The 22201-nt window shown below is 64.0% G+C and carries 21 protein-coding genes; 11 read left to right on the top strand and 10 right to left on the bottom strand.

Features of this window, described 5'->3' with window-relative positions; genetic code table 11:
* Window positions 1–266 precede the first annotated feature (266 nt).
* Genes NKK47_RS24065 through NKK47_RS24050 form a run of 4 tightly spaced genes read right to left on the bottom strand, consistent with a single transcriptional unit; the run spans window position 267 to window position 5398 of the window.
* Window positions 267–2054 carry an ABC transporter ATP-binding protein gene (locus NKK47_RS24065; RefSeq protein WP_352578487.1) on the bottom strand — a complete coding sequence of 596 codons (1788 nt, stop codon included), beginning with the start codon at window positions 2052–2054 and terminating at the stop codon, window positions 267–269.
* Window positions 2055–2063: 9 nt separating this feature from the next.
* A complete protein-coding gene (locus NKK47_RS24060) occupies window positions 2064–3092 on the bottom strand; it encodes a glycosyltransferase family 2 protein (RefSeq protein WP_502905040.1) in 1029 nt (342 codons plus the stop codon).
* Between the two features lie 6 nt (window positions 3093–3098).
* The gene (locus NKK47_RS24055; protein WP_352578486.1) at window positions 3099–4202 is read right to left on the bottom strand and encodes a glycosyltransferase family 2 protein; all 1104 of its coding nucleotides are present in this window, start codon (window positions 4200–4202) and stop codon (window positions 3099–3101) included.
* 2 nt (window positions 4203–4204) lie between these two features.
* Complete coding sequence (locus NKK47_RS24050; protein WP_352578485.1) at window positions 4205–5398, bottom strand: acyltransferase family protein; 1194 nt, start codon at window positions 5396–5398, stop codon at window positions 4205–4207.
* A 202-nt stretch (window positions 5399–5600) separates the two neighbouring features.
* On the opposite strand from NKK47_RS24050, the gene NKK47_RS24045 reads away from it, so the two are divergent.
* Window positions 5601–5789: a hypothetical protein gene (locus NKK47_RS24045; RefSeq protein ID WP_352578483.1), complete on the top strand. Its 189-nt coding sequence runs from the start codon at window positions 5601–5603 to the stop codon at window positions 5787–5789.
* A gap of 42 nt (window positions 5790–5831) precedes the next feature.
* On the opposite strand, the gene NKK47_RS24040 is transcribed toward NKK47_RS24045, so the two are convergent.
* Window positions 5832–7238, bottom strand: a complete 1407-nt coding sequence (locus NKK47_RS24040) for an MFS transporter (RefSeq protein WP_352578482.1) — start codon at window positions 7236–7238, stop codon at window positions 5832–5834.
* A 202-nt stretch (window positions 7239–7440) separates the two neighbouring features.
* On the opposite strand from NKK47_RS24040, the gene NKK47_RS24035 reads away from it, so the two are divergent.
* Entirely contained in the window at window positions 7441–8343 is a 903-nt protein-coding gene (locus NKK47_RS24035) for a sigma-70 family RNA polymerase sigma factor (RefSeq protein WP_352578481.1), read from the top strand.
* Window positions 8344–8436: 93 nt separating this feature from the next.
* Here the strand turns inward: NKK47_RS24035 and NKK47_RS24030 are convergent, their stop codons facing one another.
* Entirely contained in the window at window positions 8437–9639 is a 1203-nt protein-coding gene (locus NKK47_RS24030; RefSeq protein ID WP_352578480.1) for an MFS transporter, read from the bottom strand.
* Window positions 9640–9855: 216 nt separating this feature from the next.
* On the opposite strand from NKK47_RS24030, the gene NKK47_RS24025 reads away from it, so the two are divergent.
* Window positions 9856–10284 carry a VOC family protein gene (locus tag NKK47_RS24025; protein ID WP_352455441.1) on the top strand — a complete coding sequence of 143 codons (429 nt, stop codon included), beginning with the start codon at window positions 9856–9858 and terminating at the stop codon, window positions 10282–10284.
* A gap of 80 nt (window positions 10285–10364) precedes the next feature.
* Here NKK47_RS24025 and NKK47_RS24020 read toward each other — a convergent pair whose 3' ends face one another.
* Window positions 10365–11258 (bottom strand): LysR family transcriptional regulator, encoded by an 894-nt coding sequence (locus tag NKK47_RS24020; protein WP_352578479.1) that lies wholly within the window; start codon window positions 11256–11258, stop codon window positions 10365–10367.
* Between the two features lie 97 nt (window positions 11259–11355).
* Here NKK47_RS24020 and NKK47_RS24015 point away from each other — a divergent pair, with 97 nt between their 5' ends.
* Together NKK47_RS24015 and NKK47_RS24010 are read left to right on the top strand one after the other, a co-directional pair.
* Complete coding sequence (locus NKK47_RS24015) at window positions 11356–12105, top strand: SDR family NAD(P)-dependent oxidoreductase (protein WP_352578478.1); 750 nt, start codon at window positions 11356–11358, stop codon at window positions 12103–12105.
* A gap of 152 nt (window positions 12106–12257) precedes the next feature.
* On the top strand, window positions 12258–12641 hold the full coding sequence (locus NKK47_RS24010) for a YybH family protein (protein ID WP_352455439.1): 384 nt from the start codon (window positions 12258–12260) through the stop codon (window positions 12639–12641).
* 104 nt (window positions 12642–12745) lie between these two features.
* Here NKK47_RS24010 and NKK47_RS24005 read toward each other — a convergent pair whose 3' ends face one another.
* A complete protein-coding gene (locus NKK47_RS24005; RefSeq protein WP_352455438.1) occupies window positions 12746–13207 on the bottom strand; it encodes an Lrp/AsnC family transcriptional regulator in 462 nt (153 codons plus the stop codon).
* Window positions 13208–13365: 158 nt separating this feature from the next.
* Between NKK47_RS24005 and NKK47_RS24000 the strand changes: the two genes are divergently transcribed.
* Entirely contained in the window at window positions 13366–14373 is a 1008-nt protein-coding gene (locus NKK47_RS24000; protein ID WP_352578477.1) for an ornithine cyclodeaminase family protein, read from the top strand.
* A gap of 80 nt (window positions 14374–14453) precedes the next feature.
* On the opposite strand, the gene NKK47_RS23995 is transcribed toward NKK47_RS24000, so the two are convergent.
* A complete protein-coding gene (locus NKK47_RS23995) occupies window positions 14454–15386 on the bottom strand; it encodes a dimethylarginine dimethylaminohydrolase family protein (protein WP_352578476.1) in 933 nt (310 codons plus the stop codon).
* 32 nt (window positions 15387–15418) lie between these two features.
* Window positions 15419–16996 carry a zinc-binding metallopeptidase family protein gene (locus tag NKK47_RS23990; protein WP_502905039.1) on the bottom strand — a complete coding sequence of 526 codons (1578 nt, stop codon included), beginning with the start codon at window positions 16994–16996 and terminating at the stop codon, window positions 15419–15421.
* Window positions 16997–17083: 87 nt separating this feature from the next.
* Between NKK47_RS23990 and NKK47_RS23985 the strand changes: the two genes are divergently transcribed.
* From NKK47_RS23985 to NKK47_RS23965, 5 genes are all read left to right on the top strand, one after another.
* On the top strand, window positions 17084–17971 hold the full coding sequence (locus NKK47_RS23985; RefSeq protein ID WP_023677271.1) for a LysR substrate-binding domain-containing protein: 888 nt from the start codon (window positions 17084–17086) through the stop codon (window positions 17969–17971).
* 252 nt (window positions 17972–18223) lie between these two features.
* Window positions 18224–19318, top strand: coding sequence for an ABC transporter ATP-binding protein (locus tag NKK47_RS23980; RefSeq protein WP_352455434.1), 1095 nt, complete (start codon window positions 18224–18226; stop codon window positions 19316–19318).
* Between the two features lie 67 nt (window positions 19319–19385).
* Window positions 19386–20501, top strand: coding sequence for an ABC transporter substrate-binding protein (locus NKK47_RS23975; RefSeq protein WP_352578474.1), 1116 nt, complete (start codon window positions 19386–19388; stop codon window positions 20499–20501).
* Window positions 20502–20518: 17 nt separating this feature from the next.
* Complete coding sequence (locus NKK47_RS23970) at window positions 20519–21352, top strand: ABC transporter permease (RefSeq protein WP_352578473.1); 834 nt, start codon at window positions 20519–20521, stop codon at window positions 21350–21352.
* Between the two features lie 4 nt (window positions 21353–21356).
* Window positions 21357–22163: an ABC transporter permease gene (locus tag NKK47_RS23965; protein ID WP_352578472.1), complete on the top strand. Its 807-nt coding sequence runs from the start codon at window positions 21357–21359 to the stop codon at window positions 22161–22163.
* Window positions 22164–22201 lie beyond the last annotated feature (38 nt).

The following is a 22201-nucleotide window of genomic DNA, read 5'->3' as shown; positions in this document are numbered from 1 at the left end:
AGACATCGGCGCAGAATCAGTCCCTTCATGCGCTGATTAGGGTCCGCCTGCCATTGCTGGATTTGGCAGGCGGACCCTTGGTTCTGTACGCTCCAGATGGAAAGCGGGTAAGCTCGGGATCACTCATCATCCCAGAAATCCCGTAGAGACGTATGGCGGAGGTCTTCCTCGCCCCTGAGATGCTTGACCTGGCTTGACATCCGAGACGACCTCCCAGCGCGTGCACGCAGCGGGTCGCCCAGCGCGCGCACGCAGCGGGGTCGCCCTCAGCCTTCCAGCGCCTCGTGCTGGTAAAGCTCGTCCATGCTGAGCGTCGCAAGCGCGGCGAACGGCGCCTGCTTTTTCACGCGGCCGTGGCTCAGGATCACGACGTCGTCGCAGAACGAGATGGTACTGCGATGATGGCTGATGACGATGGTGGTGCGACGGCCGGCGCGCGACTTGAGCGTCTCGACGATTGCCGCTTCCGACAGGCCGTCCACTGCATTGGTGGCTTCATCGAGGATGAGGATATCGGGATCGCGCACCAGGGCCCTGGCCAGCGCGATCCGCTGCCGCTGTCCCGCCGAGAGATTGACGCCACGATAGCCGACGACCGTCCAGTAACCCTGCGGCAGTTGCTCGATGAAGCCATGCGCTTCGGCCAGTTTTGCGGCGCGCTCGGCGTCATCGGCCGAGGCCGCGTCCTGGCCGTAGATGATGTTGTCGAAAATCGTGCCGTCGACCAGCTCCAGCTCCTGGCTGGCGAGCGCGATGTGCTTTCGCCATTGGCTGGGGTCGATGCGGTCCAGGGGCGATCCATCAACGAGAATCCTGCCGCTATCCGGTTCGACGAAGCGGCACAAAAGATTGACGATCGTCGTCTTGCCGGCGCCCGACCGGCCGATCAGCGCGGTCGAGCGGCCGCTGCGGAGGTCGAAGCTCGCCGCATGCAGCACCACCGCGCGCTGTTCCGAACCAGAATAGGTAAAGGTGACGTCCTCGAATTTGATGCCTTGGCTGAGCCCAGGGAACGCTGCGCTGCCTTGCGGCGGCGCGGGCTTGCCGGATGGGTCCAGCATCCACGTCACCTCTTCAAGCGATCCGCTCAGGCCCTGCAGCTGGCTCCAGGCCATTTGCAGCGACCGCATATAGGGCTGCAGCCTGTAGAGCAGGATGACGAAGGCGACGATCAGCGGGAAGGAAACATTGGCGAACCAGGCGCCGATCACCACCGCCAGGAACAGCATGGCGTGCAGAACCTCGGTCAGCGGCGGCAACGCTCCCTGGCGGGTTAAAAGCACGAAGGCCGCCCGGCGCACCGCATCCGATGCCTGGTCGAATGCCGCCTTCTCGCGTTGCTCCTGGCCGAAGATGCGGATCAGCCGCCCGGCATGCACCAGGTGCAGCATCTGCGATGCGAGCTGGCTGTTGCGGGAGGCGACGCTGCGGCTCGGCGCCTTCAGATTGGCCGACAGCATGGCGTGCGCGACCTGGACGAGGGCCAGCCCCAGCGTGACCAGCAGCGTCATTTGCCACGACAGAAGCAGCAGGAAGGCCAATAGGATGATTGCGGCCGATGCATTGACGATTGCCCCCAACGTGATCTGGATGGCATCCGAGGCCCGCCAGGATTCGTTGGAGATGATGTTGAGCAGCCGTCCGGGGCTTTGCTGCAGGAAGAACGGGTAGCCCACCCGCAGCAGCTGCTCCGACAGCGCGCTGCGGATCGAATGGCTGGCCTTGCCATAGATGAAGGTGGTCAGCAGCGTGTTGGCGAAAGCGAACAGGTTCTTCAGCACGATCGAGCCGAGAATCGCGACGGATATGACGATCAGGCGGTCGCGCTCGCTCAGGCTCGATCCGACATGCTGGAAGACGGCGGAAAAGCCGGCCATGCCGGTCTGCCCCTGCTGCCCCATGATTATGTTCAGCAACGGGATGATCAGGCCGATGCCGAAGCCTTCAAGCGCGGCGCTGAGCAGCCCGAGCACCACCACGGCAGGAAGCAGGCGCAACTGCTTTCTTCCGAGCGCGCGGCGCAGCATCGGCAGGCTGGGCGGCATCAATCGCATGGTGGCGGATCACCTCGCCTCGGCATTTGCCTGTTGCTCCTGTCGCATTTGCGCCGGCTGCGGCGATTTCGCCAGCAAAAGCACCGCGAACTTGGCCGCGCCGAGCAAATTCATGCCGACGATCGGCCAGTGCGACAGCTTGAGTTCACGGTCGAACAGAGGGCCTTTCACCAGTTCGCGCAAGGCCGCCCTCATCGACCAGTAGCAATGGCGAAGCAGCCACGGCGCGTGGCGGAAATGTTTCAGGCAAAGCCCGCCATTGCCCATGCTGTAGTCGCGGTGCAGCTTTTCGATGGCCTTGCGGTCGCGCCGGCCGTGATGGTGATAGATGGTCATGTCGGGCACATATTCGACCGGAATCCCAAGCAGCACCGCCCGCACCAGATAGTCCGTATCCTCGGCGGAGCGCAGCGGGCCGCCGGCGCCGAACCGTTCGTCGAAACGGCCGATGCGGGCGGCAACATCGCGGTGCATCGTCATGTTGCAGCCAAGCACGAAGCCGCCGGGATGGACATCCGGCGTAAGCCGCGCGCGCACCGGCGACCGCTTGATGGTGAACGGCAGGTCGCGAGGATCGCCGATCTCGACGCGGCCACCGCGGATGACCCGTTCGCCGGCCGCATAGTGCCGCTGCAGATCGCGCAGATAATCCTTGTGGACAGCGCAATCATCGTCGACGAAGACCAGCACGCGGCCCCGCGCCCGCTCCAGCCCGGCGTTGCGCGCGGCCGCCAATCCGGGTCGCGGCTCGCGAATGGCCGTGAACGGAATGTCCGAAAGTTCGGCTATGCCGGCCAGCCGTTTGGCCGTGCTGTCGGTCGAGCCATTGTCGACAACCACCAGTTCGGCAGAGAAGGCAGCGTAGGCGCGGCACGCGGCCTGGATCGACTTTATGCAAGGCTCGAGCACGTTGACGCGGTCGCGTGTGCAGACAATGAAGCTGACCTCCGGTGCCGGCCCGTGCTGCGGCCGGGGCGACATGGCCGCCGGCACCGTCGAGCGGCCGCGCTGCTGGAGCTGGTGCGATTTGACGAACATGCGTTGCTAGCTCAACTGGTTCGAAGGCAAAACCGCCGCGGCCGGCACGGACTGCAGATACCGCGACAGGGCATCCACCTGCCTGGTGACCGACATCGAGGCGAGACTGAAGCGCGGCGCGAAGGCACCGGTGCGAAACACGTACTGCTCGCGCCGCCGGATGAGTTTCCATTTCGCCGTCCGCGTCAGGAATTCGTGCATCAGCAGCGGCTGCCTTTCCCCCGATATCAGCTGGTAGAGGAAATAGAACAGGTTCAGCGTGCCGGCCTGGTAGCTCGGCCTCGTCTCGGCCGGCAGTGCGGAAATCCTTTCTTCCAGCGCAAGGATCCATTCGGCGGCACGGCGAACCGTGTCCATCGACAGGACCTCACCGATGCCGCGGAGGTCCTGCGTCTCTTGTACGAGCCCTTCGCGCTCGAGGTTCTCGGCGACGATCTTCAAATGCGTCCTGCGCATTTCGCGCTTGTGCCTGTTGGTCACGCTGTCGTCATGGATACGATAGGCGATCAGGCTTTCGGGGCTCATGGCCGCCGGATAGCGGTCGGTCAGCCGCCTGAACAGGTCGAAATCCTCGGCATGCTTGTAGCTGGTATCGTAATATAGAACATCTTCTTCTATGACATTCCTGTTGTATACCACGGTGGAATGCATGAAGATCGTGAAGAACATCGACAATATACGCAGCGGATTGTCCTGGAATATCGGATCGGGCGAACCCCTGACGACGCGGTTGCCGAGCAAGGTATCGAAACCCGCGCCGCATAGAGCGAGGTCAGGCTGCTGGTTGAACAGCGCGACCTGCCGCGACAGGCGCTGGGGATAGGCGATGTCGTCGGCGTCCATCCTGGCGACCAGATCGCCGCGCGCCACGGCCAGGCCTTCGTTCAAAGTTGCGATCAGGCCGCGGTTTTCGCGTGAGATGATCGAGATGCGATTGTCGGCCTGGCGGTATTTCTGCAGGATCTGCAGCGAGTTGTCGGTCGAGCCGTCATCGATGGCGATGACCTCCAGACACTCGTAATCCTGCCGCAGGATGCTGCCCAGCGCAGCGGCGAGATAAGGTCCGGCATTGTAGATCGGCAGCACGACGGACACCAAGGGAGCAGCCATGATCAGCTCCGATCGGTTCGCTGCAGCTTGCGGGGGAAGCGTGATGCGCCATCGAGCGGCCTGCCCGGATATGCTCCCGCCGCGAGCCATCCGGCATTGCCCACGTCGATGCCTGCCGGGATGGCGCCGCGGCCTTTTCGAGCAACATAGGGGAAGTGGCGCTTGAGGCTGTTGAGAGGCTTTTCGAAAAGCAGCCACGAAACCGAGGCCAGCATGAGCGTCGCAGTTCCTGCGACCAGGAACCGTCCCGGCCCTTGTTCCGAGACGTTGAGCGGGATCCACGGCTGGGACTTAACGACCAACGCCAGCACTATCGGATGGTAGAGATAGACGCCGTAGCTGATGCGGCCAAGGCCAAGCAGCGGCGGCAGTTCGAGAAGTTTTCCGATATAGCCGCCAACCCCTGTCGAACAGCTTGCAACGATGACCACCAGCGGTACGAGAGGCAGTATCTGCAACAGCAGCCAGAGGCCCCATTCCTGCACCGGATTTGCCGGCGCCGGCGCAAACCACTGCAGAACGAAAAACGCCACAGCGAGCCCCGGCCAGCCATTTCGAAGCCATTGCGGCAAGCCGGCTGTTCTTGACCGGTAGGCGGCAAGCAGCGCGCCTGACGCCAATGCGTCCATCGACGCCGGCGGCAGCAGGTCGCGTGCCAAACCCGGCGTTCCAGCGATCGGCCAATAAAACCGATAGGCCAGCGACAGCACGATAACGCCAATGTAAATCGATTCCAGGCGCCGGCGCGGCGCCAGCAGGACGATCAGCGGCCAGACGATGTAGAACTGCTCCTCGATGCTCAGGCTCCAGAAATGGCAGAGCAGCCAGGGCGTCCATTCATTTTGCGATGCGTACCAGAAATTCGACAGATAGACCGCATGCCAGGCCAGCGAACCTCTAGACTGCTCCAGGTCCACCAACCAGACGAAACCCAGCACGGCGAAATAGGGCGGGAATATCCGCAGCGCCCGCCTGATATAGAAGGATTTCAGCGCCGGTCCGGTTTCGAATTCGGCGGCCGAGCGGGCTTCGAGCAGCAGGCGGGTGATCAGAAAGCCGCTCAGCACGAAGAACAGGCGCACGCCGATATGGCCCCAGAACGAGGACCCTCCAGCCGCGAAGAAGTGGGCGTACAGCACCATCGTCACGGCGATGGCCCTCAGCGCGTCCAATTGGGTGTCGCGCGCATTTCCCATTAGTGACGTACGCCGGCGGGACGGCGAAACTGCCAATCGGTCAATATAGCGGCTTCGTTCACGGCGCATTCCAATCGGAAGCGCCCCCCTTGCGCAGAATAGGACCACCATTGTGCAACGCAACACAAAAAGTTGACACATTTGAAACAGGAACGTGAGGCACGGCTAATAAAAGCCAAAAAACAGCAGGAGCCAGCCCGAATTGTCCATTTTTGACGATTTTCTCGCACTCCCTTGGCCCGCCGATATCGGCGGCAGGGTGCTGCGATGCAGCATGTTCGCCGCCATCACGGGCGCGCAAGATCTGGGTCTGGACACAGATGCCCCCACAGGACCGGCCGGCAACCGACGCTCGGCGACCTTTTTGCTGCGCTGGCGCGGCTGCTGTTAACGCGACAACAGTGGGAGCAAGCGCAAGCTTCCCCCCTCCGAGTTACGCCTCCTTGCTGGCATTCGCGAGCACCACTGCGCGACGCTCCGGGAGCCCCAATCCGACGAGCGCGCCGGCGAGCGAGAGCAGAGCGGAGACGTCGATTGCCGAGGTGAAGCCATCGCTGAACGCGTCGGCGGATGCGAAGCTTCCAGTGCCGGCGAACACCGCACCGGCGATCGCGATCCCGGATACGCCACCAAGGAAGCGGAATGTGTTGAACGTGCCGGCAGCCTTGCCGACCTCCGGCCGGGCGACCGCATTGAGAACCGCGTTCTGCGCGGCAGGCATGGCCATCGACACGCCGGCACCGGTAATGATCAGCGGGGCGACTAGCTGGATATAGGGCAGATCAGGTGCTGCGATCTGCGCCAGCCAGGCCATTCCAGCCGCTTGCAGGATCAATCCGGCCACGACAAGCCAGCGCTCGCCAACGCGGTTGATCAGGCTGCCGGCGATCGGTGCGACCACGAAAAGCGTGGCGGTCCAAGGCAGCAATCCCATGCCGGCGCCGAGCGGCCCACGGCTCTGGGCAAACTGCAGAAACTGCGGCAACAGGAACACGAGGCCGTACATGGCGGCGCAAAGCAGGAAGTTCGCCCCTACGCCTGAGGAGAATGCGCGCGCCCGAAAGAACCGCAAAGGCAGCATGGGCTCGCGGGTACGCAGCTGCCAAAGGACGAACGCGATGGCGAAAAGCAGCCCGGCCGTCAGCGCCGTCAGCACTTCAGAGCTGCTCCAGCCCACGATGTTGCCGCGCATGAGGCCCCAGACCACTCCGAATGCCGCCGCAGTTACCAGCACGACGCCGAGGACATCGATTGCCGTGCCCGGCCCGTAACTCTCCGGAATCCGACGCAGCACCAGCGGGATGAGGACGATGCCGACCGGGACATTGAGCCAGAAGATCCAGTGCCAGGAGAGGCCTTCGGAGATCGCACCGCCCGCCATCGGGCCGATGATCAGGGCCAGGCCGGTGATGCTGCTGAAGATCCCCAGCGCCCTGCCTCGTTCTTCCGGTGGGAAAGCAACGCTCAGCAGCGCCATGGCCAGCGGCATGACCATTGCGGCACCCGCGCCCTGAACCGCACGGGCCGCAATCAGCAATCCGGCATTGCCAGCGAGCGCGCAGGCAACCGACGCTGCGACGAACAACGCCAATCCGGCAACGAGCGTACGGCGGCGGCCGAACCTGTCACCGAGCGCGGCCCCGGTCATGAGCAGGACGGCAAAACTCAAATTATAGGCGTTCATCGTCCATTGCAGCGTCTCCAGCGAGGCATCGAGCTCGACCCGCATCGTGCTCAATGCGGTCGCCACAACCATCGCATCGAGAACGACCATCAAGGAGCCTATCGACGTGAGGGCGACAACCCAGACCTTCGTTGATCCCGCATTTTGTTTGCTCATGACTATGGCGCCTCCGGCTTGAACAAAGGGCCCGCCAGGTACGGGCCCGTGATCCAGAGACGCGGAAGCACCACCAAAGGATTCCAGCCAAAGAAAGTTTTTTCGACCGAATCCTTTTGCCATCGTCGAGCGTCTATAGGACGCTGCGCCCGATAGCGGGCGCCTCTGCCTGGGAGATACGCATGAAATCGACCCTTGTGCGATGACCGGATCCGCAATCGGCACGCCAGAAGGACGGGAGCCATTTGACCGGCTGCTCGGCGAATTACGGCCGAAACTGCACCGTTATTGCGCCCGCATGACCGGTTCGGTGATCGATGCCGAGGATGTTGTCCAGGAAGCTACGGTCAAGGCGCTCGAGGCGTTCCCCGGGACCGGGCCGATAGCCAATGTCGAGGGCTGGCTGTTTCGCATCGCGCACAATGCAGCGCTCGACCACCTGCGCCGTCGCGCCAGGGTGGATGCCGCGCATGCCATCGAGGATATCGATACGATACCTGACCCCGGTATGTCGGCCGAGGGTCGACACACTGCAGCCGCAAGCCTGCAGACCTTCATGCGCCTGCCCGCGGCGCAGCGTAGCAGCGTCATCCTCATGGATGTGCTCGGCTATACGATCGAAGAGATCGGCAACATTATCGACAGCAGCGTTCCGGCGGTGAAAGCCGCACTGCATCGCGGCCGTCTGCGCCTGCGCGAAGTCTCCGGCGAGCCTGACGATCGGCCTGTGCCGGTGTTGGCCGAGCCCGAACGGGCGCGTCTGGCAGCCTACGTGGAGCGGTTCAACGCCCGCGACTTCGATGCGATCCGCGACATGCTGGCCGAAGACGTCCGGCTTGACCTCGTCAACCGGCTCCGGGCGAGCGGCCGCACGAAAGTGGGCCGGTACTTCCATAATTACGCGGGTATCCACGATTGGCGGCTGGTCCCAGGCCTGGTGGATCGGCACCCAGCCATTCTGGTGATCGATCCGGACGACTCGGCCGGAGGGCTAAAATACTTTATCCTGCTGGAATGGGCCGGCGACAGATTGGCGAGAATTCGCGATTTCCGCTATGCGCGCTACACGCTTGACGGCGCCGAGGTGGTGCCTCTGCGGGCATAGCAATTCGCGTTTCATAATGCCGAACACTGCCAGCTATTTTTGGATCGCGGCCGCTTGCCATCCAAGCGGCCGCCCTTTTCCGCCGATCCTGCTTTAAGCCGGTTGCAACTCCCTGCGCGGCAGCGGCGGGAAGGCGATCGCAATCGCCATCGCGCCAAGCCCGACAAGGGCCGAGCCGATGAACAGCCAAGAATAGCTGGCATAGGCATCGAACACCATGCCGCCGGCGAGCGGGCCGAAAGCCATGCCGAGGCTGGACAGCATGGTTACTGCACCGAACACCGTACCGAGGATGCGCTGGCCGAAATATTCCCGCGCCAGCACCGCATAGAGCGGCATGCCGCCGCCATAGGTGGCGCCGAAGATGACGGCGAGCGTGTAGAATTGACCAAGCTCGCTGACCGCAAGATAGGCGGCGATAACCACGGCCTGTATGGCCAGCCCGGTGATCAGCACCGGCTTGACGCCCAGCCGATCGGCAAGCACGCCGTAAAGCAGCCGGCCACCCAGCCCTGCCAGGCCCTCGATACTGTAGATGCTGACCGCCGCCATCGGCGCTATGCCGCACAGCATCGCATAGCTCACCATGTGGAAGATCGGCCCGGAATGCGCCGCGCAGCAGGCAAAGAAGGTCAGTCCCAACACGATGAATTGCGGCGAGCGCAGCGCCTGCGGAACCGTCATGCCGGCACCCTCGGCGGCAACGGTTGGGGTAGCGCTGTCGGCAGCGGGTTGGGGCGGCTGGCGCACCAGAAGCGCGGCCGGCAGTAGCAGCACCCACGCGGTTATGCCGATGTCGAACATCGCGGTGCGCCAGTCGTAGGCCGAAATCAGCCAGCGGGCGAAGGGCGAGATGGTCATTGGCGCCACGCCCATGCCGGCCGAGACCAGCGAGACGGCGAGGCTGCGGTTCGTGTCGAACCAGGCGGAGGTCAGCGCGATCATCGGCGCGAAGAAGGCGCTTGCCGCGAGGCCGACGAGCACGCCGTAGGCCAACTGGAAAACGAGCAGCGAACCGGTGCGGCTGGCCAGGACCAGCGCCAGGCCGAGCAGCACGGCGCCGGTCATGACGACGATGCGGGCGCCAAAGCGGTCGTAAATGGCGCCCCAGGCGAAGCCGCCGAGGCCCATTACCAGGAAGTTCAGCGTCATCGCACTCGATATGCCGGCGCGCGACCATTGTGTGTCGAGCGCCATCGGTTCGAGAAAGATCGCCAGCGAGAACATCGCCCCGAGGGCGACACAGGTCATCAGCGCGCCAGCCGCGACGATAACCCAACGATAGGGAAGGCTCATTTCACTTTTCTCCCATGCCGGAAGCGTTGATACGGCACGACCTTTTCGAGCTCCGCCGAGCCGCTTGCGTCCGAAGGACGTTGGACATGTCTTGAATCCGACAATCCGGTTGCATTTTTTATCCAGTCGGCGCGATGGCGCCATTCCACGGCTTTCTGGATTGACCGCGCACCATTCGAAGCTAGATTTCCAACCGGCGATCAGGAGCTGTCAAGCATGGCAAATCCGGAACTTCATCGCGGCCGTCTCATCGACCACCTCCAGCTGGTGGTCAGGGATCTCAAGGCCAGCCGTCGTTTCTACGAGGCGGTTCTCAACGTGCTCGGCATACCGATCGGTGGCGCCGGCGATGGTTATTTCTGGGCCGACGAGCTGTTCATCTCCAGCCCCGACAGCCCGGCGGCCCTGGGAAAGCTGACCGGCCGCCACCACCTGGCCTTCCAGGCAAAGGACCGCGCGATGGTCGATGCCTTCTATAAGGCCGGGCTTGAGGCCGGCGGCACCGACAATGGTGCGCCGGGCGAGCGATCCTACCATCCCGGTTATTACGCCGCCTTCCTGCTCGACCCCGACGGCAACAACATCGAGGCCGTCCACCACGGCGCGGCCAACCGCAGCGCCGATTCAGTGAAGATCACCTTCTAGCTTCCGGTAGAGGTGGTTCGCACCGGCCTGCACGGTTGGTCTCTGCCAAATCTGGGTGCTTGCGTCAGACCGCGTCTGCCCTATCGCGTCAGTGCCGCCATTTGGCCCACCAGGAAGTCGACGAACAGCCGCGCCCGGACCGGCAGCTGCCGCCCATACGCATGGACAATGTGCACCGGCATGGTTGGCATCGCCACCTCGGGCAGGATGCGGACCAGGCGACCCGTGTCGAGATCGTTCTGCACGGCAAACCGCATCAGATGCGCGATGCCGGCGCCGGCAAGTGCTGCATTGCGGATGGCGCCGCCGTCATCGGTATCGAGCCGCCCATCCGGCACGATCATCGTACCGTCGGCAAACGTGACCGGATAAGGCCGGCCAGCCATCTGGTGGCGGACGAATTCATGATCCCGTAAATCCTCGACCGATGCCGGACGGCCGCGCCGCTCGACATAGGCCGGTGAGGCCACCAGCACGATCGGCAGATTGGCGATCTTGCGGGCAACCAGCCCCGTGTCCGACAGCGCCCCCATGCGCACGGCAACATCATAGCCTTCGCGGATCAGATCGGCGTGACGGTCGGTGACGCTGAGCTCGACCTTCACTTCGCCATGCTGCGCAAGGAACGCTTGCGCCCATGCCGCGATCAGGCCGCGACCGAGTTCGACCGGCGCTGTAACGCGCAGCAGGCCGCGCGCCGTATCGGCCATCTGGACGATGTCTTCGGCATCGTCCAGCGCCCTTAGCAGTGGCGCCACGCGCTCGTAATAGGCGAGGCCTTCGCTGGTGAGCCCGAGCCGACGCGTCGAGCGCTGGATCAGCCTGACGCCGAGCCGGCGCTCGAGCCGCGCCACGCTTTTCGACACCGCCGACGGGCTGGAGCCGACTAGCCGGCTGGCGGCATGGAAAGAGCCGGCATCGACGGTTCGGACGAAGGCGACGAGACCGGCGGTCTTTTCGAGGATGGTGGTCATTCCGGAATTCCAGGCATGAAAGAATGGATCATGATGATCCTAATACGCTTTTTGATCATTCATTAAATACCGCTCATCGTCGACAAAGGAGAGATTGATGAGCAAGCTGAACGGCAAGGTCGCCATCGTCACCGGCGCCTCCAAGGGTATCGGCGCCGCCATCGCCAAGAGCCTTGCCACGGCCGGCGCCGCAGTGGTCGTCAACTACGCCTCGTCACGGGAAGGCGCCGACCGCGTCGTCGCCGAGATCGAGGACCGTGGCGGCCGCGCCGTCGCCGTCCAGGGCGACGTGTCGCAAGCGGCTGATGTGCGCCGCCTGTTCGAGGCGGCGAAATTGGAGTTTGGCGGGCTCGACATACTGGTCAACAATGCCGGCGTCTTCGCATTCGAGCCGCTGGAAGCGGTTACCGAGGCCGAGTTTCACCGCGAGTTCGACACCAATGTGTTGGGCATCATTCTGACCACGCAAGCAGCAGTGAACCATTTTGGCGCGGGCGGCGGCAGCATCATCAACATAAGCTCGGTCGCCAGCCGCAATCCGCAGCCGAACTCGCTCGTCTACGCCGCGACCAAAGGTGCGGTGGACACGATCACGCTGTCGATGTCGCGGGAGCTCGGCGCACGCAACATCCGCGTCAACGCCATCGCGCCCGGCGGCATCGATACCGAGGGCCTCGCGCGCATCGGCATCATCGGCAGCGAATTCGAGAAGCAGATTATAGCCATGACGCCGCTCGGTCGCTTCGGCCTGCCCGACGACGTCGCCCGCGTCGCGGTGTTCCTCGCCTCCGACGAAGCGTCCTGGCTGACCGGCGAGCGCATCACCGCCTCCGGTGGCTGGCGATAGGCATGGAGGGCGCGAACCTGCCGGCTCGCGGACCGTGCTACCCGCGGCGCGACGCACTGCAATCGATGACGAGAGCGATCTAAGCCCTATGTAGCAGCGAGGGAGGAGCGCCGTGCGCCATCGATGACGGCGAGATGCCAGGGAGGTAACGGATGACGGGCGACGAAAGAGCAATCCGAAAGCTGGTCGAGACGTGGATGGATGCGAGCAAGCGTGGAGACATCGCGACCGTCCTCAGCTTGATGACGGACGACGCTATCTTCATGGTTCCCGGCCGGGATCCCTTCGACAAGGAGATCTTCGCGGCAGCCGCGCGGGAGACGGCCGGCGTTCATATCGACGGCACGAGCGATATCGTGGAACTACAGCTTCTCGGCAATTGGGCCTTCATCCGCAGCCGCATCGATATGACCGCGACCCCGCCGAATGGCGAGCCGGTCCATCGATCGGGATATGCGCTGACGCTCCTGCGCAAGGAGGCGGATGGTGAGTGGCGGCTCGCGCGCGACGCAAACCTGCTGACCCTGCAAGGCTAGAGCCGGTCTCCGGCATCTCTGCACCGGAAGGCACGCCAGGGGGAGCGATAAGATGGCGAAGATGCGATGCAAGTCGCCCTGAATAGCGTTCCCCCTCCACCTGATCACACCGGCAAGAGGGCGTTCGGCTTGACATCGGCGATGGAGGCGAAAGTGTGCGTTTCGCGCACGCCAGGCAGTGGCAGGATGACCCGCTGCAGGAAATCCTGGAACACCGCCATATCGGCGATCCGCGCCTTGACCAGATAATCGAAACCACCAACCACCATATGGCACTCCAGAACCTCCGGAGCTTTCGCCACGGCTTCGGCGAAGCGGTCAAAGACATGCGGCGCCGTGTGGTCAAGCCGGACCTCGATGAACACCAGCGTTCCCCGGCCGACCTTGCGCGGATCAAGCACGGCCCTGACCGCGGTGATGAACCCGTCGCGGAACAGGCGCTTCACCCGCTGGCTGGTTCCGGTCGGCGACAACCCGACGCGCCCGGCAAGATCAAGCGTCGTCCGACGGCCGTCTTCCTGGAGCAGCCTGAGCAGGCTGCGGTCTATCTGGTCGAGATCCTCCATTTCACAATCCACGCTATCTCAGAGATTTTTGTGCTTATTTCACGCAGAGATGCCAAAAACAACGTATTTCATCACATAAAACGTCGCAATAACCTGCGCTTCCCTCTCTCACCTAAGCAAACGCGGTGAGCCGATTTCGACGACCACAGGAGTGCAGGATGACCGAACAAGCGTTCAGCCCAGCCGGCAGGAGTGCGGCGGAAATCAGCAAGGGAGCGACCGAGATCCTGGTGCTGAGCGAAGCCGACGTGATGGCATGCATCGACCTCAGCCAGCTTTTCGATGTTCTGGAAGACGGCTTCAAGGTGCTGTCACAAGGCAAGGTCGTCAATCCACCCCGACCACAACTCGACATCCCCGGGGCCGGCTACAGCCTCGCCATGCCGGCCTGGATGGAGGGCATGAACCTGACCGTCAAGATCGTCAACGTCTTCGAAGGCAACCTGGCCAAGAACCTGCCCAGCCACCTTGCCACCATCAGCCTGTTCGATCCGCTGTCCGGCCTGCCGGTCTGCATCATGGACGGCACCTTCATAACCGCAGTGCGAACCTCCGGCTCCGCCGTGCTGTCGGTGCGCGCGCTTGCGCGCCGGGATGCCAGGATAGCGACCGTGGTGGGCGCCGGCGTGCAGGCCAACCAGCACCTGCATCTGTTGCCGCTGGTGCGCGACTTTGCCGAAATCCGTGTCGCTTCAAAGAGTTTCGACGATGCGGCGGCGCTTGCCCGGCTGCATCCGTCGGTGGTGGCGGTCGCCGACCTCGAGGCGGCAGTGCGCAGTTCCGACGTGGTGTGCCTGGCGACCCACTCCTACCAGCCGGTGATCGACGCAGGCTGGGTCCAGCCGGGCACGCATGTCTCGTCGGTCGGGGTGGCACCGCCCCGCGGTGAAATGCCGATCGAGCTCATCGGCAAATCCAGTCTTTTTGTCGAAACCAAGGATGCGTTCAAACCGACCCCGGTCGGCTCTTGCGAGCTTGCCGGCTTCGATCCGGCTTTCGGCACCGAGCTTGGCGCCATGCTGCTCGACCGCGCGCCGGGCCGCGTTTCGGATCAGCAGATCACCACCTACAAGGCGATGGGCATTGCGATGGAAGACATGGTCGCCGCCGATCTCGCCTATCGTTGCGCCAGGCGTGTGAGCAAGGGAAAGCTCGTCGTGCTGTAGGCGCGTGCCGCGCGCCAGGCGGGATCGACGGTGCTGACAATGGCGCTTTCGCGGAGGCGGCCGGGCTAAAGGCCGGCCCCTCAGGCCGGCTCGCGCTTCAGCGCCTGCGCCATGCAGTGAATGCCGCCGCCGGTCTTCGAGATCTCGCTCATGTCGATGGCCGCCACCTCGAAGCCGCGCGCCTTGAGCTGACCGATCAGCGTCTGGCTCGAGGTCGGCGCGATCACCCGGTCCTTGCCCAGCGACATGAAGTTGCAGCCGAGCGCCATGGTATCCTGGAACGGCACGTCGATGATTTCGTGGCCCTTGCCCTTCAGCCAGTCGACGATGCCCGGCTCCGTGCAGGCGAGGCAGACAGCGGTCAGTTTTTCAGCGATCGGCACCACCATCAGGTCGATATGGACATAATATTCGTCGATGAAGGCGATGCGGGTCTCCCAGCCCTCCTTGTCGAACCAGGCCTGCACTTGGCGCGCGCCCTCCTCCTGCGTGCGGGCGCCACCGCAGCCGATCAGCACGACGCCGTCCTCGATGACGTTGAAGTCGCCGCCCTCGAACGTGCCGGCGGTGACCATGTCGTAGATCGGGATGCCGAGCTTCTCATAGGTGCGGATCGCCGCGTAGTTCTCGCCGCGCCGCCACCACTGGGCCATGGCGGTGATGATGGCGCCATACGGCGTCATGACGCTGGAATCGCGCGAGTAGACCTGCATCGGCAGTTCCGGCGTCGGCTCGTGCCAGTGGATGTTGACACCGAAATGCTCATAGGCGGCGACCAGATCCTTGTGCTGCGCCTGCGCGATCTGGACGTTGCATGGCGCTTCGCGCAGATGCTTGCGCGACAGCGAGCTGGTCGAGAGATGGCGCAGGAAATTCGGCGAGCCGAGCAGCACGTCGGTCAGCACGTCGGTCTCGTTGGCGAAGCCCCAGGCGGTCAGCGGCTTGGTTCCGCCGGCCGGGTTGCGGCGCTGCAGCGAAAACGGCTCGGTGACAATGCGGTCATGGACGGTCATGGGTTTCTCCTCGTGAAGGGCGGCTTGGTTGATCATGCGGCTTGGTTGCCTGGTATCCACCAATCCCGTCCGCGCGGGGTGGTGATGTATTCCGGCCAGCGAAATCCGATTGGCGGATCGTAGTCGCAGAGCGGCGCGATCCAGTTCGAGCCACCGATGCCGCCGCCGGTGCGGGTGACGAATTCATCCATCGCCGCGTCGCGCGCAGCCTCGTCTTCCAATAGGCGAAGTGCTGCCAGCGCGACCGTCTTTGCGGCGCAGATGACCATCGGGTCGATGGTGGCAGAAATGCCGCCCAGCGCATTCATCGCCCAGGACGGAAACGCGTGGCCGTTCTCGGATCGCAGCGCCGGCCGGGCGACGTAGAATCGTGCCGTCGGTGTATGCCACGACATGTCGGTGTAATCGTCGGAGGTGGAATTGAGCTGCCAAGGCGGCAGGTCGCGGCGCAGTAGCGCCTCGGCCGACTGTGGTGCAATCAGCCGCTCCAGTTCGTCGATGAATGGTTCCTCGGTCGCTTCGCCCCCGGCATTGACCTGGATTTCGCGGGCGATCGCCTTGGCCGTCTCGTCCCAGGACGGCGGCCCGACCGCCGCCAGCGCGTCGAAGGCAATGCCGGCCATTGCGTGGTTGGCAAGCCCCGGCCGCGACTTCGACACCCAGTGCCGCTCATGGCGGCAGCCGCTCATTCTCGCGGCGGCTTCGGCATTGCGGTCGAGCACGGCGGTGACCTGCTCGGCCATCGCCAGCGTCGGCACGCGGATCATGTACTGAATCTCGGCCAGCCCGGCAGGCAGATTGTCGGCGGTCGCCTGGCCCGCCGTCAGGATCGCCTCGCTGATCGACCAGCCGCCCTGATGCGGCAGCATGGAATCGCGTAGCGCCTTGGACGCCATATACATCATCATGAGCGCGTCGTTGGCGCCGGGCGCCCTGACTGCCGAATGCGCCTGCGGGATGGGTGCTGCATCGCTTGCGCGAATCCAATTTTCGGGTTCGTCGCACACAAAGCGGTAGATCATCGCATAGGCCGCACCGCAATGCGTGTCCCAGCGCGCCGTGTTGCACAGCGGCAGCATGTAAAAAGGATGGAAGGAGATCATGCCCGCCAGCCCATCGTAATAGCCCTTCGCGGCATGGATCGGCTTCGATCCCCTCACCTTCTCCGCCGGCTCGCCGGTGAAGCGCAACGTGCCTGATACGCCGTGGCGCTGCATCGCCGCCTTGGTCGCCAGCACCCCGCCGAGGCTGGCAATGCCGAGGCCGGAATGCGGATCGGTGTGGCCGCCGGCCTGTTCGCCGAGGCCAGGGCGCGGTCGCTTCACCGTCGCCGCATCCTGGCAATTGCCAGGCACCGCGTCGTACTCGGCATACATGCCGATGGTCGGGCCGGTCCCGTTGGTCCAGTGGGCGCAGAAGGCGGTCGGCATGCCGCCCGATCCTTCCTCGACCGAAAACCCTTCGTGCTTCAACTGCTCCACATACCAGGCCGCCGACTGGTATTCGCGCCAGGCGGTCTCGCCGAAATCGAAGATGGTCCGCGTCCACGCCGACAGCGACGGCTGGATGTCGTCCAGACAGGCAAGCGTGGTCGCTTGCGCGGAGGTCACCGGTATCTTCATCCGTCAAAGAAAGCAGTGAAGCGCCTCGCCAAAAAGTGATATGTTTTTCCGGCTCATGCAAATTCGGTTCACCTCTTGAGAATTCCCTCGACGCAGGCGCTGCGCGCCCTCGACAGTTTTGCCCGCCACGGCAGCGTCTGGCGCGCCGCCGACGAACTGCATCTGACCCGCAGCGCAGTCAGCCATCAGCTTCGCCTGCTCGAACGCGATCTCGGCTTCGACCTGCTCGAGCGCATCGGCAAGGGCGTGGCATTGACGCCGCGCGGCCAGCGCTATGCCAGCGACGTGCGCAAGGCGCTGACGGTGCTGGGCGACGCGGTGACGCGCCATGCCGGCACCGGCATCGGCGGCTCGTTCAGCGTCAGTTGTACGCCGGGTTTCGCCTCGCTGTTCCTGTGCACCCATATCGGCGAGTTCCGGCAGATGTACCCCGATGTCGCGCTGCGCATCCTGACGCCGCGCCGTCTCGACGACGTCAGCAATGCCGAGGCCGATGCCTTCATCGCCTTCGGCGTCGGCAATTGGCCGAACCGCGCGGTCGAGCTGCTGTGCGGGATCTCCTTTACGCCGCTGTGCAGCCCGACGCTGCTCAACAAGATCGGCGGCTTCTCCAAGCCGGCAGACGTGCTGCGCGCCAATCTCCTGCATCTCGGTGACACCGAGGACTGGGCGCGCTGGCTGGCGCTGTCCAAGGTCGAGAACCCCGACCCGGAAGGCGGCATCTTCTTTTCCGACATGAACCTGGTCTTTTCGGCGGCGATCGCCGGCCAGGGCATCGCTATGGGCGACGAGCTGACCAGCGGCCGGGCACTGAGCGAAGGCCGGCTGGTCCGCCCCTTCGACATAGCGATCAATTCACCGCGCTCGTATTTTCTGGTTTCCGAGCACGCCAAGGCGGCGCATCCGGTGCTGGAGGCGTTTGGGCGGTGGCTGAGGTCGAAGCTGTCGGAGAACCAGCGTTAATCTCCCCCCTCGAGGGGGAGATGGCCGCGAAGCGGCCAGAGGGGGTCGGTCCAACTGGGCTCGGCCTGCTGCTGCAGAGGAGGTTGGCACTTCAAGCGAAGCGACCCCCTCTGTCGCCTTCGGCGACATTTCCCCCTCGAGGGGGGAGATTGGCGCATAGATGAATCAAATTTGCCGATCAGGCGAAAACTATTCGGTTGCGGTGAGCCGCCGCCCTGCCTACGATTTCGCCTACGCTAAGGAAAGGGCAGGATGCAGCAACCCGGCCGGGCCGCAGAGATCAAGGCAATCGGGATCGGCAAGAGCTTCGGCTCGTTCCGTGCGCTGGACGATCTGACGCTCGATATCGGCCGTGGCGAGTTCCTCACCTTGCTCGGCCCCTCCGGTTCCGGCAAGACCACCTTCCTGATGATCCTTGCCGGCTTCATTCAGCCGACCGACGGCCGCCTTTACAGCGACGGCGTCGACATCACCGAGCGGCCGGCCGAGCAGCGTGCCGCCGGCATGGTGTTCCAGGGCTATGCGCTGTTCCCGCATATGAGCGTCGAGGCCAACATCGCCTTCCCGCTCAAGGTGCGCAAGAAACCGGCGGCCGAGATCAAACGCCGCGTCGGCGAAATGATCGAGCGCGTCGGGCTCAAGGGCCACGAGAAGAAACTGCCGTCGCAATTGTCCGGCGGCCAGCAGCAACGCGTGGCGCTGGCGCGGGCGCTGGTGTTCGAGCCGGGCGTACTTTTGCTCGACGAGCCGTTTTCGGCACTCGACAAGGGCCTGCGCGGCCAGATGCAGGCCGAGATGAAGCGGTTGCACCAGGAGACCGGCACCACCTTCGTCTTCGTCACCCATGACCAGAGCGAGGCGCTGGCGTTGTCATCTCGCGTCGCCATCTTCAACCATGGCAAATTGCTGCAGGTCGGCGCGCCGGACGAGGTCTACGACCGACCGGACAACCGCTTCGTCGCCGAGTTCCTGGGCGAGATCAACATGCTGCCGCTGAAGGGCGTGCGCCCGGCCGACAATGGCTCGACGGGCCTCTGCGAAGACCGCGCGATCAGCATGCGCTGCAGGGCCGAGAAGGTCCGTGGCGATGCCATCCTGGCGATCCGGCCGGAATACATGTCGATCGCCCGCGAAGCCGCGGCAGGCGAGAACGGCATTGCCGCGACTGCCGTCGCCTCGACCTATCTCGGCGCTGCAACGCGGCTCGATCTGACGACGCGGCAAGGCGCCAAGGTGACGGTCTCGGTGCCGAACGAGGTCGCCGCCTCTGCCCTCAGCAAGGGCAATTCCGTCTGGCTGACCTGGCCCGCGGAGAAAGGCTTCCTCCTTCCAGATGGAGAGCAATGACGATCGGCGTGGCGAATTCGCCAAGCTGACATTCAGGAAACACCAACGACAAAAAAGGGGAACTGACATGACAAACCAAACCAAGAAAAATTCCATCGAGGCGCTATCCGCCAGGGCAGTGCGCGGCGAGATCTCGCGCCGGCAGTTCACGCAGCTGGCCGCATTGGTGCTGGCCGGCACGCCGATGCTGCTGCGCTCGACCGGCGCCGTTGCCGCGGCGAAGGAACTGGTGCTGGTCAACTGGGGCGGCGACGCCATCACCGCCTACGATGCGGCTTATGGCCAGGCCTTCACCAAGGAGACCGGCATCACCGTCAAGATGGACGGCTCCGGCCCGACCGAAGGCGCGATTGCGGCGCAGTTCAAGAGCGGCGCGCCGACCTGGGATCTGGTCGACGTCGATCCGTTCTCGGCCATCACTCTCGGCGCCCAAGGCATGCTGGAGCCGATCGACTATGCGGTCGTCGACAAGAAGAAGATGCGGCCGGGATTCGGCTGGGAGTACGCTGCCTCGACCTATTTCTTCTCCTACGTCATCGCCTACGATGCCGAGAAATACGGCAGCCAGGCACCGACCGGCATGGCCGACTTCTTCGACGTGGCAAAATTCCCCGGCAAGCGCTCGCTCTACAAATGGGGCGTGTCGAGCTGGGAAGCGGCACTGCTCGCCGACGGCATCGCGCCGGCCTCGCTCTACCCGCTCGACCTCAAGCGCGCGCATGACAAGATCGCCGCCTTCAAGGAAAACGTCGTCGCCTATTGGGGTGGCGGCGCCGAAAGCCAGAGCGTGCTGCTCAATGGCGAGGCCTCGATGGCGATCGTCTGGTCGACGCGGGCTTCGCTCATCGAGCAGGATTCCGGCGGCAAGATCAAGTTCATCTGGGACCAGGGCCTGATCTCGCCCGGCGCGCTCGCCGTGCTCAAGGGCAATCCCGGCGGCAAGGACGCGGCGATGAAGTTCATCGCCAGCACCCAGGACCCGGAGAAGGAACTCATCATGTTCGACAAGCTCGGCCAGGGTCCGGCCAACCCGGCCGCCGACGCGCTGATCCCCGCCGACAAGAAGCGCATCAACCCGGTCGATCCCGAGAACATGAAGAAGCAGATTCCGCTCGACATGGATTGGTACGCCAAGAACTACGGGGCAGCACTCGACGAATACACGAAGATCATCTCCGCCTGACAAGCCGGGATAACCGGATGAGAGCATACCTCTCCGACAGGATGGGCGCGGCGCTGTTGATGGCGCCGCTGCTCCTCTTTCTTGTGCTGGCCTACGCCTGGCCATTCCTTGGCGTGGTTAAATGGAGCTTCACCCTGCCCACGCCGGGGCTGGGGCAGTACAATGCGCTGCTCACGGATCAGTTGGTGCAGTCGGTCTTCATCCGCACGCTGCGTATCGCCGCGATCGTGACGATCGTTTCGGTTGCCGCCGCCTACGCCATCACCGTTGTCTGGGTACGCGGCACGCCGGTGCAGCGCGTCGTGGCCGAGTTCTGCATCCTGGTGCCGTTCTGGATCTCGGTGCTGACGCGCGCCTTCGGCTGGGTGGCGCTTTTGTCCAATCGCGGCCTGATCAACACCTGGCTGCAGGCGGTCGGCTTCATCTCGGAGCCGCTGGCGCTGGTGCGCAACGAGTTCGGCGTTATCGTCGGCATGACGCATTTCCTCATCCCCTTCGCGGTGTTTCCACTGGCCTCTTCGATGCGAAGCCTCGACGACCGTGTGCTGCTGGCGGCGCGCGGCCTCGGCTCCAGCCGCATGCGCACCTTCTGGTCGGTGTTCGTGCCGATGACCCACTCCGGCATCATCGGCTCGGCGCTGATCGTCTTCGTCTTTTCGCTCGGCTTCTTCGTCACGCCGGCGATTCTCGGCGGCGGCCGCAGCGTGATGATCGCCGAGCTGATCTATCTCCGCATCTTCCAGAGCCCAGACTGGGGCCTGGGCGCGGCGATCAGCGTGGTGCTGGTGCTGTTCGTCGGCGCGCTGATGGCGCTGCTTTTCCGCTATATCAGGCCGAAGCAGTTGGTGTAGCGCGATGCCGACCTACCGCCCCGGTCCCGTCTCGCTGGTCCTCGCCGCCCTGGTCGCGCTGTTCCTGCTGCTGCCGCTGCTCGCCGTCATTCCGGTGTCGCTGACGCCGAGCCGCATGCTGGCGATGCCGTCGGGCGAATTGTCGCTGCGCCATTACCGGGCGCTGATCGAGGATCCGCGCTGGATCAATTCGATCCTGCTCTCGATCAGGATCGGCATCGTCAGCAGCGCCTTTTCCACCGTGCTGGCGCTCTGCTTCAGCCTCGGCATCTGGATGTTCCAGCCGCGCTTCACGGCAGCATTGGTCGGTTTCGTGCTGCTGCCGATGGTGGTGCCGCCGGTGGTCTCGGCAATCACGCTCTACTTCCTGCTGACCTCGATCTCGGGGTTCTCGTCGTTCTTCGGCTATGACACCTGGCTGGGTGTCGCCATGGCGCATGCGGTGATGACGGTGCCCTTCGCAACGGTGCTGATCCTGGTGTCGCTCAGCCAGTTCGACCGCCGCATCGACCTTGCCGCGCGCGGCCTCGGCGCCACCGTGTGGGAGCGCGCCACCCGCATCATCATGCCCAACATCAAGTTCGGCATCGTCACCGCGGCGTTGCTGTCGTTCGTGCTGTCCTGGGAAGAGATCGGCGTCACCCTGTTCATCACCTCGGTCAACGCCATCACGCTGCCGCGGCTAATGTGGATGGGCCTGCGCGACAACATCGACCCGGCGATCGCAGCGCTCTCGGTGATCCTGATCGTCATCACCGTGCTGGTGCTTGTGGCGCGAAGCGTCGTGGTCAGGCTGCGCGCGGCGCAGTAGACGCCGCCTCACGCCGTGGTGACTGGCGCGAATGAAAC

Origin of the sequence: Mesorhizobium sp. M0019, from assembly GCF_040323975.1 — a bacterium.
Taxonomy (GTDB): domain Bacteria; phylum Pseudomonadota; class Alphaproteobacteria; order Rhizobiales; family Rhizobiaceae; genus Mesorhizobium.
The sequence above is the reverse complement of the archived record's forward strand: the minus strand, read 5'-3'. Positions and strand labels throughout refer to the sequence as shown.